Origin of the sequence: Tahibacter harae, assembly GCF_024437735.1 — a bacterium.
GTDB classification, from domain to species: Bacteria; Pseudomonadota; Gammaproteobacteria; order Xanthomonadales; family Rhodanobacteraceae; genus Tahibacter; species Tahibacter harae.
On record NZ_JANFQO010000007.1, the window covers coordinates 186,072 to 202,195 of the forward strand.

The window sequence follows — 16,124 nt, forward strand, 5'->3', positions numbered from 1 at the left end:
GAATTATCTTTTCGGAAATTGGCAAAGCACTGAAAAACAAACGGTTTCGTCACTAGCGAAAAAACCTGTTCCGCTTTTGTCATTGCGGAAGCGCCGGCGCCGCCGCCCGCGCAGGCTGGCCCCGTCCCTCCACGACGAGCCCCGCCATGTCCGCCCTGCCGCCCATCACGGTCTTTTTCGACAGCTACTGCCCGGTCTGCCGGCGCGAAGTTGCCAGTCATCGCCGCCGCGCGCCGGATGCGCCCATCGTCTGGCGCGACCTCGCCACCGATCCCGCCGCCCTGGCCGGCCAGGATTTCGGCCTCGACGCCGCCCTGGCCCTGCTGCATGTGCGCGACGCCCAGGGCCGGCTGCATATCGGCCTGGCCGCGCACCTGCAGCTGTGGGAGCGGCTGCCGGGCTGGCGCCATCTGGCCGCGGCGCTGCAGCGGCTTGCCTGGCTGCAGCGTCCGCTGGAAATGCTGTACCGGCTGTTCACCCGCCACCGTCCGGGCCTGGCCCGGCGCCGCCGGGAGCGCCGCCATGGCTGAGGCGTCCCTGCTGCACTGGCGCGACCTCGCCGGCCTGACCCCGGCCCAGCGCGCGGCCGAACTGCTGCTGCCGCTGCCCTGGCTGATCCTCGCGCTGGCATTCGCGCAGTGCGGCTGGTTCGCGGCCGGCGCCGTGGCGACTGCGCTGTTCTTCACCGCGGGCCTGCGCCTGACCCATGACGGCTACCACCGCAATCTCGGCCTGAGCCCGGCCGGCAACGATCGCCTGCTGTTCCTGCTCAGCGTGCTGCTGGGCGGGGCGCTGCACGCGATCGAACACACGCATCTGCACCATCACCGCCACTGCCTGGCCGAGGACGATCTGGAAGGCCGCATCAGCCATCTGGGCCTGGCCGCCGCCATGCTGCGCAGTCCGCTGTATCCGCTGCAGATCCATTGGCATACCTGGCGCCGCGGCACGCCGCGCCAGCGCCGCTGGATGCGGCGCGAACTGCTGGCCATCGCGCTGGTGCAGTGCTTGGTCTGGAGCAGCGGCAGCGCCGCGCTGCAATGGATTGCCTTCTGTCTGCTGTGCGCCAATGCGGCGGTGCCGCTGGTCGGCATCTGGAGCGTGCATCGCGGCTGCGCGCGGGACCCGGGCCGCGCGCGCAGCAGCCGCAGCAGGCTGCTGGCGCGGCTCAGCTTCAACATGCTGTATCACCACGAACATCACCGCTATCCGGGCGTGCCGGCGCGGCATCTGGGCGAACTGGCGCGACGCCTGGCCGCGCACGGCACCGCGCCGCCGGCGCTGCCGCTGCTGGGCGGCCTGCAGCGAGCGGCTGCGCCCGGGCAGGCGGATGCGGACCGCGACGCGCCGCAGGATTTGCCGTCCGCTGCAACGGCCGCGGCGGCCGCCCGCTCCACCCGGCCGCATAAGGGACCGTCGCGCGCCGGCCGTTGCCGCAGGCCGCCGGGTCTGCGACGGCGCCAACTGCGCCTCGCCGCCTTCGCCTTGCTGCCGCTGCTGGCCGGCTGCGGCCACCGCCACGCCGGCACGCTGCAACTGGATGTCTGCGCGCTGGCCGGGCCGGCCGTCGCCACGCTGATCGCCGAACCGCTGGCCCTGCCCGGCCAGGTGCGGCCGCCGCTGGCCGGCAGCTGCCAATTCCGCGCCGTAGACGATGCGCAGCATGCGCCGCAGATAGAAGTACAGCTGTATACCGAAGCCGCCGCCGCGCGCACGCGCCTGCCGCTGGCGCAGACCTTGCGCCTGATCCTGGCCGAAGCCGGCAACACCTACGGCGGCGCGGACATCCTCGCCTTCGACAAGGTGGCCGAAACCAATGTGGCCTACGGCGAAGCCGCCCAGCCGCGCCTGCTGGTGCTGGCCGAAGGCGGCGTGATCCTGGAAATCCAGCTGCGCGGCGTGTATCGCCAATCGGCGGTGGAGCTGGCCATCCAATTGTGGAAAACGCTCAAGATCTATCGGCCGCCCGCGCCAGCTGGAAACACCCCGTCCGCCTGATCCGGCAAATCGCCCGGATCACATCGTCCGCCGGTCCGGAAGGGCGCAGCCTGCACCAGCGTCACGCGCGTCTGCATGCAAACCCGCCACGCAAGCCGCGTCGAAACAGAAACAAGCCGCACCGCCGCCCGACGGGAAATGCAGGCGCGCGGCTGGCGGCCCGATACAGCGTTCGGCCGGCCGCCACGCAGCAAATACATGGCCGCAGCGGCCGCCGGCCCGGCGCCAGGGGATCGGCCGCGAAAAAACGGCACGCCGCTTCAACGGCGCTCAAGGACCGAAGTCGCCGCGAAAGATCCGATCCGTCACCCGGGAAATACGGCCGACCAGCAGATCCCGCGCGCTCGCGGCCTGGCAATCCGCCGCGACGGTGCCCACGAATACCGGCTGGTCGTCCCACAGGCTCAGGCGTGCGAACCACTGCATGGGCACATCCGCAGCATCGCAGCCCGGCGGCTGTCCCGGCATGGCAACCACGGTGGCACCGTTGCGCCCGAAGGCCGCGTCGAGGCCGTCGCCAGTGCTGTCGCTGCCGACATTCACCCGCGCCAGGTAGATGCCATCGGCGCCGCTCAGCGAAGCGGCGTACATCACACGTTCGCCGCCGGCCATGACGACGAGGTTGAGCGCACTGCCCGCCATCTCGCCATATCCCGCGATCAGCGGCAGCTCCACCTCGTGGCTGTCCGTCGCGCGCAGGATCTGCAGGCGCGGCACCTTCACGCCGCCGGCGCTCGCATACAGATGCATGCCCAGCGCCATGACGCCGGGCCTCACCATGCGTCCGCCGTGCACGGAATAAACCCACGGCCCGACAGGTCCCAGCTCGACCGCATCCCCGGCAAGGTTCACGCCGTCCAGCACCTGGCGGAACCAGGTGAAGCACCAGCCCGCATTGCCGCCGGCATCCTGCCGGCTGATGCCGGCAATCCACAGATCGCCGTTCGGCGCATAGCCGGCTGCGGCGATGTAGCCGCCGTAGGCGTGCGTTCCGCCGCTGAGCAGGCGCGAATCGCGCAGCGTACCGTTGGCGTTGACGCGGATCAGTGCGGCCCGGCCGTCGCCGATACCGCTGCCGCCCAGTTCGCCGCTCAGCAGAATTTCGCCGCCCGTGCCGCGGTCCGCGCCGCGCAGGGTCATGAAGCCGGAATTGCTGCCTGGCAAGGCCGCCGGATCAATGCCCACGCGCCCGCCGCTGCCAAAGGCCGCGTCCGGCTGTCCGCTGGCGGCGATGCGCAGCAGTTCGATCTTGCCCGCAGGTGTCGTATAGGCCAGATCCAGGCGGCCGTCGCCCAGGCACAGATTGCGCGGCGGTGCGCCGGAAGGAGTTGCGATCGGATATTCGACGCGCCCCTGCACACCGTAGCTCGCGTCCAGCGATCCATCGGGCAGCAGCCGCGCGAGGGTCAGCATGCCCGATTCCGCACGCACGCCGACCAGCACCTGGCTGCCGGCGGGACCGGGGCAGATGCCGACCGCGCGGTCCTGCGCGGTGTCGCCCTGGGCCGAATCGACACGCACGAAACCGTTCCGGCCGAAATCGGCATCCATGACCGCGTTGTCGGCCGCGGCCGCCGGCAGCGCCGCCGCCAGCAGCAGAGCGCAAAGTCCCGATGACAATTGACTAATCATCTCCATCACCCATTTTCAGATAAGTAATATCAGTGGAAATACGCAGCCGGCTGCCGGCACGCTGCGCCTGCCGGCAATGCGGGACGGCCGGGAGCGGCGGCGGCGGTGGTGCCGGCTGCGAAAAGACCGGCTGTTTGGAACGGATTCCGTGCGGACAAGGCGGGAGTTCAGCCTGTTGCGACTGCAGCGCCGCTCACGCCTCCAGGCCGTCGGCGAACAGGCAGTCAGGCTCCAGCCCGCTGGACGGCGCCGGCAGCACGGCCGCGGCGCTTCGCCATCGTTTGCTCATCGTCTGCATTCCGGCCGCGCGGATTGCGGCCTTCCCGTCGCCATACGCAAAATGGCGCGGAATCCTCCGCTGCGGGACGCGCGCATCCATCACGCGGCAATACAGTTTTACTTGTACAAATAGTTAAGCGCCGTATCGCAACAGCGTGCCGCGAAAACAGGCGGCACACCGGACCGCGAGCACAGCCGGCGCAGGATCTTCCTGCACGCGCGAACGCACCCGCCTGCTGCAAACGGCACGGCCGCCGTGCAGACGAGGGCAACGCCTTTCTGCGGCGTTGCGGCAGGGGGGAGCGGTCTTCAGCGCGCGGGCTGCGCGCCGGACGCGGCCTCGCAGGCGGCGCCCAGTTCCGGCGCCAGCCAGGCGGCCCAGCCGCTCCAGCCTTGATTGCGCGCCAGCGCTTCGCGCAGTTGCGCGCGGGCGGTTGCGGTGCCGTCGCGGCGGCAGCGCGCGTAGGCGATCTGCGCCAGGCCGAAGCGCGCCGCCGGTCCTTCGCCGCGGCCCTGCTGCTGGCGCCAGGCCGCCACGGCCTGCAGGCGATCGATCGCATCCTGCCAGTCGCCGTGCATCAGCGCCGCCGTGCCGCGCAGCGCGCGGTCGTTCCACAGATCGGCGTGTTCGCCGGACCCGGCCTCGCCCCGCGCGATGCGTTCGTCCAGCAGGCGTATGGCCTCCTCGCTGCGGCCGTCGAGCAGCGCCAGCGTGGCGTAGTGATAGGTCAGCACGCCCAGCCACTGGTCTTCCTTGCCGTAGAAGGCGCGTGCTTCGCGCAGCACCTGGGCGTGCAGCGGCCGCGCCTCGTCCAGCTTGCGCTGGTTGACCAGGGCGCGCGCCAGGTAGCCCTTCAGCGGCAGCAACAGCTCGGGCTCGCCGAACGCCTGTGCCTCGGCCAGGTGCAGCGCCTCGCGCAGCCGCCGCTCGGCCCGCGGCACATCCACGCGCAGGTCGGCCACGGCGAGGTTGGACTGCGCCGCGAGATAGCTGCGCAGGCCCCGCAACGTGTGTAGGCGCGTGGCGGCAATCGCCGCGACGCGCTCGTAGCCGGCGCGGGCAAGCTCGCTTTCGCCGGCATCGTCGGCATAGACGGCGGCCTGCTGCTGCGCGCTGAGCAGATGATCCGGCGCGTCCTCGCCTTCCACCAGTTCCAGGGCGCGGGCGATATGCCGGCGCGCCCCGGACAGGTCGCCCAGCTTGTAGTCGTTCGATGCGCGCTCGGCATAGGCGCGCGACAGCATCAGCGCGTCCGGTTGCGGCATGGCCTGCAGCAGGGCTATGGCCCGGTCCGTGGCCGCGGCCGCGTCGCGGTTCCGGCCCAGGTACATCAGTGCGCCATTGGCAGCGAGCAGCAGCGCCGCGCGCGTGGCCGGGGCGCGCCGGTCGTCGCTGCCCAGTTTCTGCACGCTGCGCTCCAGCAGCTCGCGCGCCGAAACGTCGCCGCGCTCGGTTTCCGCCGGCCGCACTTCTTTGAACAGTTCGGTGAAATAGTCCGCCAGCGCCTGCGCGTTGTCGCGCTCGCGCTGTGCTTCGCGCAGCTGCCGGTCCAGCGTATACGAATGCCAGGCGGCGGCGGCGGCCAGGCCGGCGGCCGCCGCCAGCCACGGCCAGCGCCGGCGCAGGAAGTTGCGCAGCCGGTAGCCGCGTTCGCCGCGGCGGGCATCGACGGGTTCGCGCCGCAGCCAGCGCGTGAGATCCGCCGCCAGCGCCTCGGCGCTGGCATAGCGGTCCTGCGGCCGCTTGCGCAGGGCGCACAGCGTGATGGCGTCGAGATCGGCGTCGACGCCGGCCAGGACGCTACGGCGCGACGGCGGCGGCGGCGCGGATTCGTCGAGGATCGCCCCCAGCAGCACCGAGGGATCGTGCGCGTTGCCGTAGGGCGAAACGCCGGCCAGCAGTTCGTACAGCAGCACGCCCAGCGCATAGACATCGATGGCCACGCCGCCGGCGTCGATGCCGCGCACCTGCTCGGGCGCGGCATAGCGCAGGGTCATGCGGCCGCTGTTGGTCAGCGTCAGCGCTTCCTCGCCAAGCAGCCGCGCGATGCCGAAATCGAGCAGCTTGGGTTCGCCATCGGCACCGACCAGGATATTGGCCGGCTTCAGATCGCGATGGACGACCATGTGGCGATGCGCATGCGCCACCGCCGCCGCGACCTTGGCGACAAGCTGCACGCGCGCCGCCACGCCGCAGTTGGTGTCGGCGGCGTAGCTGTCCAGGCGCACGCCGTCGATGTACAGCGTGGCGAGGTACGGTGCGCCGCCGGCATCCGTACCACCGTCCACCAGCGCGGCGATGTTGGGATGCGCCAGTCCGGCAAGAATGCGCCGCTCGCGCTCGAAGCGGCGGCGGTCCTCCGCCGTCCAGGCGCCCGGCAGGATCTGCTTCAGCGCAACACGCTGCACGGCATCGCCCAGCTTGCGTTCGGCCAGCCACACGCGCCCCATGCCGCCGCGGCCCAGCTCGCGCAGCAGGCGGTAGTGGTCGATGGTCGGCGGCAGCGCGGCATCGCCGGGCTGATCCAGCAGCGCCAGCGGCTGTCCGGCCGCCGCAAGCTGGCTGCATAGATCAGCCGCCAGTGCCGCATCGACGGCCTGCCACGCGGCCAGCCGCCGGGCGCGCGCGGCCTCGTCCAGGTCGAGCAATTCAAAGAAAGCGTCCTTGCGCCGCTGATAGTCGGAAACCTTCATCGCTGCCCTGTCTCCGCCGGCCCCAGGCGCCGCCGGCTGGTAGCGGCGCGCGTTCATCTTACGGAAAAGCGCGGCGGTTTCTCCGCGGCGCGGGCCCTGCCCGCCCCGGCCGGCGCAGGGCGCGCAACACAGTGCGGCGCGCGGCGCGGGAATCGAATCCGCGACATCGCGCCAGCGGCACGAACGCCGTGCAGCGGAGAAAACGCCGCCGAATTGCCCAGGAAGCGGAACCGGCACAGCCAGAACCCACGAAACATGGACAAACGCCGTAAGGCTGGCGCTGCGGGTTCCGGGCTGCTCGTTCTATCCGCCGTGGCCGCGCCTGCCCGGCGCGGCAGCGCTGCTGTCCAGGACCACGCCGCGGCGGCGGCATAGGAAAAAGCCCGGCAGAATCTCCGCGCGGAACATGGCGGCCGCCGGCTCAGGCATGGCCGCCCGCGTCGCTGCACTCCAGCGCGCGCCGGCGCAGGAAAGCCTGTTCGCGCGTGTTGCGTGTCATCGCCGCGGCGCGCTGGAACTCCACCGCGGCTTCGGCACGGCGGCCCAGCTTGGCGAGCAGGTCGCCGCGCACGCTGGGCAGCAGGTGGTAGTTGGCCAGGGCCGGCTCGTCGCGCAGTTCGTCGGCGGCGGCAAGGCCGGCTTCAGGGCCGAAGGCCATCGCGATCGCCACCGCGCGGTTGAGTTCGATCACCGGCGAGGGCGACAGCTCCGCCAGCGCGTCGTACAGCGCGGCAATGCGCAGCCAGTCGGTGTCCTCGGCGCGCAGCGCACGCGCATGGCAGGCCGCGATCGCCGCTTGCAGTGCATACGGGCCCAGGCTGCCGCCGAGTTTCTCCGCCCGCTCCAGCGCAGCCAGGCCGCGGCGGATCAGCAGCCGGTCCCAGCGCGAACGGTCCTGTTCCAGCAGCAGCACGGGCTCGCCATCGGCACCGGTGCGCGCGGGCAGGCGCGAGGCCTGTATTTCCATCAGCGCGAGCAGTCCCTGCACCTCCGCTTCGCGCGGCATCAGCGCGGCAAGTATGCGCCCCAGCCGCAACGCCTCCTCGCACAGCTGCGGCCGCATCCAGTCGTCGCCGGCGGTGGCGGAATAACCTTCGTTGAATACCAGGTAGATCACGCCCAGCACCGAGGCCAGGCGCTCCTTCAGCTCCGCCGCCGCCGGTACTTCAAACGGCACGCGCGCAGCGCTGAGGCTGCGTTTCGCCCGTACGATGCGCTGCGCGATCGTGGGCTCGGGCTGCAGGAAGGCGCGCGCGATCTCGTCCGTGCTCAGGCCGCCGATCAGGCGCAGGGTCAGCGCCGCGCGCGCATCGGCCGACAGCACCGGATGGCAGGCAATGAAGATCAGGCGCAGCACGTCGTCGCCGACCGGATCGTCCAGCTGCTCGTCGGCCAGGGAAGCCTGCAGCAGTTCGCGCAGTTCCTGTTCCTGGCCCAGTTCGTCGTACTTGCGCGTGGCCATGTCAGTACGCCGCAGGCGGTCTATGGCGCGGTGCTTGGCCGCCGTCATCAGCCAGGCGCCGGGGTTCTGCGGCACGCCGCTCTGCGGCCATTGCTCCAGTGCGGCGACCAGGGCGTCCTGGGCCAGGTCCTCGGCCAGGCTGAGGTCGCGCACCAGGCGCATCAGCCCGCCGATCAGGCGCGTGGACTCCATGCGCCAGACCGTGGCGATGGCGGTATGCGAAGCCGTGCTCATGCGTGCTCTCCGTGTCGTGCAGGTGGGTGGACATTGGCAGGCCGGCGCCGCGCCGCCTACTGTTCGGCAATCGCCTTGATGCTGGCGAGGCCGGCCTCGAAATCCTTGCCCACCATCTTGTCCATGTCGAACAGCAGGTTCATCAGCTTGAACAGATACGGCTGCGGACCGTGCATGGCCCAGCGCAGTTCGCTGCCGCCGGCGACGGGCTGCAAGGTGAATTCGGCGGTATTGTGCGCCTCGAAGGGCTTGAGGAAATCCAGCTTGATGACGATGCGCGACGGCGGCACGGCTTCGAGGATTTCCATGCGCCCCTGGCCCACGTCCTTGTTGCCTTCCCAGGCGTAGACCGCGCCCTTGCCGCTGGCCGCGCCGCTGTAGTCGCGCTTGAGCGCGGGATCGCGCTTTTCCCAGGGCGACCAGGCCGTCCAGCGGTGGAAGTCGTCGATCAGCGGATAGATGCGGTCGGCGGGCGCGTTGATCCGGATGGCGCGTTCGACGCGGAAGGTGTCGGGCCGGAACGCCGCGGCGATCAGCACGGCGGCCAGGGCCAGTACAACGGCGAGCAGGATGTACTTGAGCATGGTCTTCCCCAGGTGCGGCCTTGAAATCGACGATAATTTCTTCAATCGCAGCCCGCGGCATCGCAGCCGCGGGCTGCGCCGGCGCTCACTGGCGCGCGGCGATCTCGGCGCGCAGGCGCTCTTCCTGTTCGCGCAGCTCCGGCGTGAACTCGGCGCCGAAGTCGTCGGCCTCGAACACCTGGCGAATCTCGATTTCGCTTTCCGCGCCGGTGGGATTGGGGCAGCGCTTGACCCATTCGATGGCCTCTTCCATCGAACGCACTTGCCACAGCCAGAAACCGGCGATCAGTTCCTTGGTTTCGGCAAACGGACCGTCGACGACGCTGCGCTGGCTGCCGGAGAAGCGCACGCGCGCGCCGCGGGAGCTGGGATGCAGGCCTTCGCCGGCCAGCATGATGCCGGCCTTGACCAGTTCCTCGTTGTACTTGCCCATCTCGGTGAGCAGTTCTTCGCTGGGCATTTCGCCGGCTTCGGTCTCGCGCGAGGCTTTGACAATGATCATGCAACGCATGGTGGTTCTCCTGTCACGGGTGGCTGGTGGTGGTTGTGCTGGTTGGCGGCTGATTCTGCTGAAGCGTCGAGCCAGGGAGTGTGGAATCGACAGGCCGCCGGAAATTTTTTTCTGAACGGGAGCGCGCGTGCGCAGCGGCTTCCGGGCAACGGGCAGCGGCGTCAATGGCGCGTGGCGGGCGCGGCGCGCCGGTCTTCCTCCTGCTCGCGCAGCGCCGGGGCGAGCGCGGCGCCGAAATCCTCGGCCTCGAACACCGGGCGAATCTCGATTTCGCCCATCGCGCCGGTGGGGTTGGGGCAGCGCCGCACCCACTCGACCGCTTCTTCCAGCGAACGTATCTGCCACAGCCAGAAGCCGGCGACCAGCTCCTTGGTTTCGGCGAAGGGTCCGTCGACAACCGTGCGCTGCGCACCGGAGAAATGCACGCGCACGCCGCGCGAACTGGGATGCAGGCCCTCTGCGGCCAGCAGGATGCCGGCCTCGGCCAGCGCCTCGTTGTACTTGCCCATCTCCGCAAGCATGCGGGTGGTTTCGGGATCGGGCTTCACGCCGGCTTCGGTGCCGGCGGTGGCTTTGACGATGATCAGGCAACGCATGACGGCTGTCCTCTCGCTGGCGGCGGCAGTGTGCTGCCGGTTCTGCTGAGGCGTCGAGCCAGGGCGGGCGGAATCGACACGCCGCGGGAAATTTTCTTCGCGCACAAAAAAGCCCGGCAGTCCAAGCCTGCCGGGCTGTGGAATACATCCCTCGCTACACGTGGCGCGGCGACGCCGCTATCCCGCCCGGCGATTCCGCCCCATCCCGATACTGAATCACCAATCCCGGCCGCTCACCCCGCCTGCACCAGGAGCTGCTTGGCAATCGCCCCCTGCAGCCTGCCCACGCCGCGGGCCAGGTGCATCAGGCCGAACAGCAGCGCGATGCCGAACAGCACCTGGAACGGCTGCAGCCACAGCGGCGCCATGTAGACCTGGTCGTCGAAATTGATCAGGCCCAGGCCGGTGAAGGGATAGATCAGCGGATTCAGCGCCAGGCCCAGGCCCAGGCTCAGCACCGTAATCAGCACGGTGAAATAGATGATGCCCAGCGGCAGCATCAGCACCATGTAGAACATCGTGCTCCAGGTGCGCGGATCGGTGAACATGCCTTTGACCCGTTCCAGCAGCGGCTGGTCGCGCTGCGCATACTGCGGCCGCCGCGGCATGCGCTCGCCTAGCATCACCTCGACGATGCGGCCTTCCACCAGCGACAGCACGCGCGTGGAAGCCAGGAACAGCAGGGCCAGCGGCAGGCCGAAGATCAGTATGCCCAGGCCCAGGCTCAGCGACAGGCCGGTCACGGTCCAGGTGAAATAGAAGATGCCGGTGGGCAGGGCCAGCAGCATGTAGAACATCGCCGCCCAGGCACGCGGATCGGCCGCCACGCCGAAGAAGCGCGCCAGCGCCGAGCGCGGCGCCGGCGGCAGCGGCGGCCGCAGCGCCTGATTCACCACGATTTCCTTGTCGCGGTAGATCTCGGCCACCTCGTCCGGGTCGCCGTAGCTGCCGGCGATGCGTGCCAGGAGTTCCTCGGCGGGTATGCCCGGGTTCTCGGCGAACTCGGCGCGCAGATGGTCTTCGGCGTCGTACAGCGCGTCCTGGATCAGCGCCGGATCCTGCCCGCGCAGCGCCTCGCGCAGTTGTTCCAGGTATTCGTTGATGCTGCGCGGCATAGGCCGGTTCATGAGCTTTGTCCCCCGATCACACTGTCGACGAAAGTGCGCGTGGCCGACCAGGCGGCCTGCCATTCGCGCAGCACGGTTTTGCCCAGGTCGGTGGCGCGGTAATAGCGCCGTGGCGGCCCGGATACGGATGGTTCCACTTCGCTGTCCAGCAGCCCGGCCGCGCACAGGTTGCGCAGTACCGGATACAGCGCGCTTTGCTTGCCGATCAGCACGCCGTCGCCGTCGCGTTCCAGCAGCTTGGCGATCTGGTAGCCGTACAGCGGCTCGGCCGAGCGCACCAGCACAGCGAGCAGCACCAGGGAGACGGTGCCGGCGCTGAGTTCGCGCTCGAATTTCCTGCGATGGGTATGAATATCTTCCATCTGCCGTTCACCAGAGCATAGGTTCAGGTGAACGATAGTGTGAAGTTGATACTAGCGTATCGGTCGGAAGTCACGGGTCCGCGCAAAAGCCGGCCTCGCCAAAATTAATTCCAGGAAAATCAAGGAAGAGACGCGAAAAACTCAGCCGCCGGCCAATTCCGCCGGCAGAGTGGCCGTCGCCGCCAGCGCCCGCTTGGCCGCCGGCGCCAGCCGCTTGATGCGGAGTTCCTCGCGCAGCGCCGCCGACTTGTCCGCCATGGCGAACACCGCCAGCAGCCGCTGCGGCGGCCGCGCCCGTGTATAGCGCGCGCCCTTGCCCGCCGCATGCGCCGCGTAGCGCGCCGCGACGTCGATAGCGATACCGGTGTAGATGCTGCCGCCGCGGCATTCGATCAGATACACGAACCAGCCCATCGCGCCGCCACCGTCCCCGTTCCGGCCTTCCCTGCCGGCACATTGCCATAACTCGCCCCGATCCCGGCCAGCGCCCGGCGCGAAGCTGGCTCCACGCGAACAGACGCGCAACCCCAACCTGGAGACCGCCGTGAAGACCGTCCTGACCCTCGTCGCCATCGCCCTGTTCCTGAGCACGGCCACTGCCTGGGCGCGCAAGCCCTGCGAGGAACTCAAGACCGAGATCGCCGCCGGCCTGGATGCCAAGGGCGTGCAGCACTACACCCTGGAAATCATCGCCAAGGACAGCCAGGACCCGCGCAGGACCGTCGGCAGCTGCAACGGCGGCAGCGAAAAGATCGTGTACGAACGCCAGCCCGCGCCGCAGCCGGCGGCCGTGGCCAAGCGCTGAACGCAGGCATCGCGTGAATCCTCCGTTGCCGGTGCCCTACAGGGAGGTGGGCACCGGTTTTTTTAATCTTCCACAACGCGAATCGACCGGGCGGCGACCGTAACGCCCCGCCCTTCGGCAAAAGACACGATAGCGACGGCTGCCCGCCGGCACAGCTCCGCGCTGGATCGGTGCGCTCGCGAAGCTGGAGCGGCAATTGATCCGCGCAAGCCGCCCTCCCAATTCAGGCCGGATTCCCGGCGCCCGCCACCGCCGTCCCCATTCTCCGCTTGCAAAACAAATAAGCCGATGCTTATATGTGGCCATGACGGAGAACATCATCTTCAAGGCCCTGTCCGATCCCACCCGCCGCGCCATCTTCGACAAGCTGGCCGGCGGCGGGCGCAATGCCACCGCGCTGCGCGAGGGCATGGAAATCAGCCAGTCCGCCATGTCGCAGCACCTGTCCGTGCTGCGCGAGGCCGGCCTGGTGCGCGAGGAGCGCCAGGGCCGCTACGTCCATTACGAAGTCGAGCCGCAAGGCCTGCTGCTGCTGATCCGCTGGCTGGCCAAATACCGCACCTACTGGCCCGCGCGCGTCGATGCGCTCAAGGCCCTGCTGAAGGACATGGACCAATGAGCGAGCACGACAGCGAAGACAACGGCGCCAGCCTGGTGTTCGAATACCGCCTGGACGCACCGCCGGAAAAAGTCTGGCGCGCGATCAGCATTCCGCAACTGCGCGAACAATGGCTGCCGTCGCCGGCACTGGCGCAAGCCGAAGCCGTCGCCGCGCGTCCCGGCGAGGAAGTGCAATACCGGCTGCGCGACGACGAGCCGCCGTTTCTCGAAAGCACCGTCACCTTGCAGGTACGGCCGCACGCGCGCGGCGGCACCGTATTGCGCATCGTGCACCGGGTAAGCGATCCGCGTCTGGCGGCGAACGACGGCAATTACGCGGTTCTTTGCGCGGCATGATGCAGCAAGGTTCATAGTGCAAACCCCGGCAGCGCCGGCATCGGCGACTGTAGCGCTTGCGCGGCGGCGGCCTGTGTATCCGTGCGGCCGCAGCGCAAAATGAGACCGGACTTGCGGCAACGCCAGTTGCTGCAATGCCGACGAAATGGCACACCGCACGCAGTTTGACGGACGCGCCCGGGCGCGCGGCCACAGCATCACCGAACGACCCGGTCCGGCGTTCAGCAAACACTGGAATCCGGCCGATGCGCCAATCAAAGCAGCGGCTGCTGCCGACCTGATCTGCCGCCCGGCATCAGGCCCCTGGCGCGGCCTTGCACACACGGCACGCCGCTTTCCCGGCCACGAGCCCGCGCACCCGCGCCGGGCAGCGCCGGCGCACGCCTCTCCATCCACCCGACACCCGGAGTCCGCCATGTCCGCCGCCTTGCTAGTCCCCATGGTCATCGAACAATCCGCCCGCGGCGAACGTTCCTTCGACATCTACTCGCGCCTGTTGCGCGAGCGCGTGATCTTCCTCTGCGGCGAAGTCAACGACGGCATCGCCACACTGATCTGCGCACAGCTGCTGTTTCTCGAAGCTGAAAACCCCGACCTGCCCATACATCTCTACATCAATTCACCCGGCGGCGTAATCAGCAGCGGCCTGGCCATCTACGACACCCTGCGCTATATCAAACCGCCCGTGCATACGCTCTGCCTGGGCACGGCCCGCTCCATGGGTTCCTTCCTGCTCATGGCCGGCGAACCCGGCCACCGCGCCGCCCTGCCCAATGCCAGCATCCACGTACACCAGCCGCTGGGCGGCTACCAGGGCCAAGCTTCGGACCTGCTGATCCACGCCGAGGAAATGCGCAAGACCAAGCAGCTGATAACCCGCCTGTACGCCGAACACTGCGGCCGCAGCTATGAAGACGTGGAACGCACGCTGGACCGGGACCGTTTCATGACGGCGCAGGAGGCGCTGGAGTGGGGGTTGATCGACCGCGTGCTGACGCGGCGCGAGGCGGTGTTCTGACACGCCGGCTTGAGCTATCTCGCCGTCCGGGCTGATTCCCCATCGCATGTCGCGGCTGATAATGAATTGGCGCATCGGCGTACTCACCGCTGCCGAAACGCTGGCCGATCCTGCGCTGCTGCCGGCACTGCTGATGCTGCAAGCCCGATGCGGCGAACCGGCCGGCGGCAAGGCGCGTTGCTGGAAGCATCGGCCGCGGGACGCCATCACGGCGTGCGGGACACGCTGCCCCGGCCCGCCGCCGATCCGGCCGAGCGATGCCGCGGCTGCGGCAGGATTCCGGCACTACGGCAACGCCAGGCTGTCCTCCGCCACCATACTCATCGGCGCCTGCTCCGCATCGAGCAGCACGCGCAGGCGTTCCAGCACCAGCTGCGGCGCCGGATCGGCGATACGGCGATCGGACCAGGCCTCGTAGTCGCGCCCGTCCGGAGCCGTGAACAGCAGGACTACGCGATACTCGTCGCGCCGGCGCCGGTTGCGCACGATGGATTCGGTGACAACGCGGCAGTGTCGCGCCGGGATGCGCAGCCCGCTGCCGGCCAGCCGGCTGCGGCGCCGGTCATCCAGCCGCACGCGGCGCTTGAGCAGCGCGCCGCAGAGCAGCAGCCCCAGGCCGCAGACGAAGAAGAGCAGCATGGCGGCGATGCCGCCGGCTTCCGGCGGTTCCGCGCCGCCGGCGAAAGCCGCCCAGAAAGCGAGCGTGCTCATGCCCGTCCACAGCAGCGCAAACACGTAGAGCACACCGCCGGCCATCTGCAACTGCGAGCGATCGGCGGGATCGACCTGGGGCTTTACGCAGGGAATGGGCTGGCCGGACGCGGGCATGGGGCGATTCTGCCAGCTCCACCGCCATCCACGCAGCCGCCGCGAGTAGCTTGAGCGGCGCCGCCTTCGTCCATGACGCGATGTGCCGTGCCGGCGCGGAAAAACCGCCGCGCCGGACTGCCGCATTCAATCCCGCGGCCACTCCAGCACCAGGCTGCCGCCGCCCTCGTCCGGCGCCGCGCGCAGCAGCAGTCCATGCGCGGCCACGATGCGCGCCAGGGCCGCGTCGGCAACGTGGATTTGTGAAGAAGCGGTGAGGGTGGCGGCAAAGGCGGCCAGGTGTTCGGCAATCTGCGGGGCATCGCCGTGCACACCGATGACGATGCGCGGACCGGCCTCGACCGGCAGCGCCGACACACTCGGCACCGGCGCCGCTTGCGCAGCCTGTGCCGATGCCGCGCGTTCGTGCCAGGCCGGGTCCGGGATCGACCCGGATGCGGCATCCGGTATCTGGATCTGCAGCTGCAGGCGGCAGCCCACACCTGCAATCGCGCTGCTGCGCAGCAGCAGGCCGACCAGCAGCCGCACCAGCCCGCACATATCGCCGTGCACTTCCAGCGGCACCGGCGGCGGCGTGATTTCCAGCGCCGCGTTACCCGCGTAAAGACGGCGTGAAATGCGCACTTTCACCATGTCGAACAAGCTGCCGATTTCCACCGGCGCGCTGCTGCGCGGCTTCGCCGCCAGCAGGTCGGCGGTGTCGTCCAGCAGCTGGCTGAGCGCGTCCAGCTGCTGCTGGGCCAGGCTGCAGGTTTCCGCCTGCTGCGAAGCATCCAGACGGCCGGAGCGCAGCAGGGCCAGCGCGTTGGCCAGCGGCGACAGCGGGCCGCGCAGATCGTGGGCGAGATGGTTCAGCCAGGCGGGTACGACGGCGACGCCGCCGGCAGCCGCGGAGCAGCCGTGAGCATGGATTGCGTTGACGTGCATGCGCTTCCCCGTTGCGACTGCGACGGGACATGACGTTCCCATCGCGACAAACTATATATTCTCGGCCGCATGACCAGCCGGCCGCGCCCGCGCACTATGCCTGCGCCACT

The 16,124-nt window shown here is 69.3% G+C and carries 17 protein-coding genes; 6 read left to right on the top strand and 11 right to left on the bottom strand.

Going from position 1 to position 16,124, the window contains the following annotated elements; translation table 11 throughout:
• The first annotated feature begins 146 nt into the window (after positions 1-146).
• Positions 147-530: a thiol-disulfide oxidoreductase DCC family protein gene (locus NM961_RS09895; RefSeq protein WP_255914073.1), complete on the top strand. Its 384-nt coding sequence runs from the start codon at positions 147-149 to the stop codon at positions 528-530.
• Positions 523-1,998: a fatty acid desaturase gene (locus NM961_RS09900; protein WP_255914074.1), complete on the top strand. Its 1,476-nt coding sequence runs from the start codon at positions 523-525 to the stop codon at positions 1,996-1,998. The genes NM961_RS09895 and NM961_RS09900 overlap by 8 nt, the downstream gene beginning before the upstream one ends.
• A 270-nt stretch (positions 1,999-2,268) precedes the next feature.
• Here the strand turns inward: NM961_RS09900 and NM961_RS09905 are convergent, their stop codons facing one another.
• The 9 genes from NM961_RS09905 to NM961_RS09945 all read right to left on the bottom strand — a co-directional run bounded on the left by NM961_RS09905 (position 2,269) and on the right by NM961_RS09945 (position 11,893).
• Positions 2,269-3,618, bottom strand: coding sequence for a hypothetical protein (locus tag NM961_RS09905; RefSeq protein ID WP_255914075.1), 1,350 nt, complete (start codon positions 3,616-3,618; stop codon positions 2,269-2,271).
• Between the two features lie 600 nt (positions 3,619-4,218).
• Complete coding sequence (locus NM961_RS09910) at positions 4,219-6,603, bottom strand: protein kinase domain-containing protein (RefSeq protein WP_255914076.1); 2,385 nt, start codon at positions 6,601-6,603, stop codon at positions 4,219-4,221.
• Between the two features lie 421 nt (positions 6,604-7,024).
• Positions 7,025-8,299 carry an RNA polymerase sigma factor gene (locus NM961_RS09915; RefSeq protein ID WP_255914077.1) on the bottom strand — a complete coding sequence of 425 codons (1,275 nt, stop codon included), beginning with the start codon at positions 8,297-8,299 and terminating at the stop codon, positions 7,025-7,027.
• A gap of 56 nt (positions 8,300-8,355) precedes the next feature.
• Positions 8,356-8,883, bottom strand: a complete 528-nt coding sequence (locus NM961_RS09920) for an SRPBCC family protein (RefSeq protein ID WP_255914078.1) — start codon at positions 8,881-8,883, stop codon at positions 8,356-8,358.
• Between the two features lie 85 nt (positions 8,884-8,968).
• Complete coding sequence (locus NM961_RS09925) at positions 8,969-9,394, bottom strand: YciI family protein (RefSeq protein WP_255914079.1); 426 nt, start codon at positions 9,392-9,394, stop codon at positions 8,969-8,971.
• A 161-nt stretch (positions 9,395-9,555) separates the two neighbouring features.
• Positions 9,556-9,990, bottom strand: coding sequence for a YciI family protein (locus NM961_RS09930; protein WP_255914080.1), 435 nt, complete (start codon positions 9,988-9,990; stop codon positions 9,556-9,558).
• A 233-nt stretch (positions 9,991-10,223) separates the two neighbouring features.
• The gene (locus tag NM961_RS09935; protein WP_255914082.1) at positions 10,224-11,117 is read right to left on the bottom strand and encodes a sensor domain-containing protein; all 894 of its coding nucleotides are present in this window, start codon (positions 11,115-11,117) and stop codon (positions 10,224-10,226) included.
• Positions 11,114-11,479: a PadR family transcriptional regulator gene (locus tag NM961_RS09940; protein ID WP_255914083.1), complete on the bottom strand. Its 366-nt coding sequence runs from the start codon at positions 11,477-11,479 to the stop codon at positions 11,114-11,116. Before NM961_RS09940 ends, NM961_RS09935 begins: the two co-directional genes overlap by 4 nt.
• Before the next feature lie 141 nt (positions 11,480-11,620).
• Complete coding sequence (locus tag NM961_RS09945) at positions 11,621-11,893, bottom strand: GIY-YIG nuclease family protein (RefSeq protein ID WP_255914084.1); 273 nt, start codon at positions 11,891-11,893, stop codon at positions 11,621-11,623.
• Positions 11,894-12,023: 130 nt separating this feature from the next.
• Between NM961_RS09945 and NM961_RS09950 the strand changes: the two genes are divergently transcribed.
• The 4 genes from NM961_RS09950 to NM961_RS09965 all read left to right on the top strand — a co-directional run bounded on the left by NM961_RS09950 (position 12,024) and on the right by NM961_RS09965 (position 14,259).
• On the top strand, positions 12,024-12,284 hold the full coding sequence (locus NM961_RS09950) for a DUF1161 domain-containing protein (protein ID WP_255914085.1): 261 nt from the start codon (positions 12,024-12,026) through the stop codon (positions 12,282-12,284).
• A 304-nt stretch (positions 12,285-12,588) separates the two neighbouring features.
• Positions 12,589-12,903, top strand: coding sequence for an ArsR/SmtB family transcription factor (locus tag NM961_RS09955; protein WP_255914086.1), 315 nt, complete (start codon positions 12,589-12,591; stop codon positions 12,901-12,903).
• Complete coding sequence (locus tag NM961_RS09960; RefSeq protein ID WP_255914087.1) at positions 12,900-13,241, top strand: SRPBCC family protein; 342 nt, start codon at positions 12,900-12,902, stop codon at positions 13,239-13,241. Before NM961_RS09955 ends, NM961_RS09960 begins: the two co-directional genes overlap by 4 nt.
• Before the next feature lie 415 nt (positions 13,242-13,656).
• The gene (locus NM961_RS09965; protein ID WP_255914088.1) at positions 13,657-14,259 is read left to right on the top strand and encodes an ATP-dependent Clp protease proteolytic subunit; all 603 of its coding nucleotides are present in this window, start codon (positions 13,657-13,659) and stop codon (positions 14,257-14,259) included.
• A gap of 285 nt (positions 14,260-14,544) precedes the next feature.
• On the opposite strand, the gene NM961_RS09970 is transcribed toward NM961_RS09965, so the two are convergent.
• Both NM961_RS09970 and NM961_RS09975 read right to left on the bottom strand, forming a co-directional pair.
• On the bottom strand, positions 14,545-15,087 hold the full coding sequence (locus NM961_RS09970) for a hypothetical protein (protein ID WP_255914090.1): 543 nt from the start codon (positions 15,085-15,087) through the stop codon (positions 14,545-14,547).
• A 126-nt stretch (positions 15,088-15,213) separates the two neighbouring features.
• On the bottom strand, positions 15,214-16,014 hold the full coding sequence (locus NM961_RS09975) for a histidine kinase dimerization/phospho-acceptor domain-containing protein (protein ID WP_255914091.1): 801 nt from the start codon (positions 16,012-16,014) through the stop codon (positions 15,214-15,216).
• Positions 16,015-16,124: the final 110 nt, after the last annotated feature.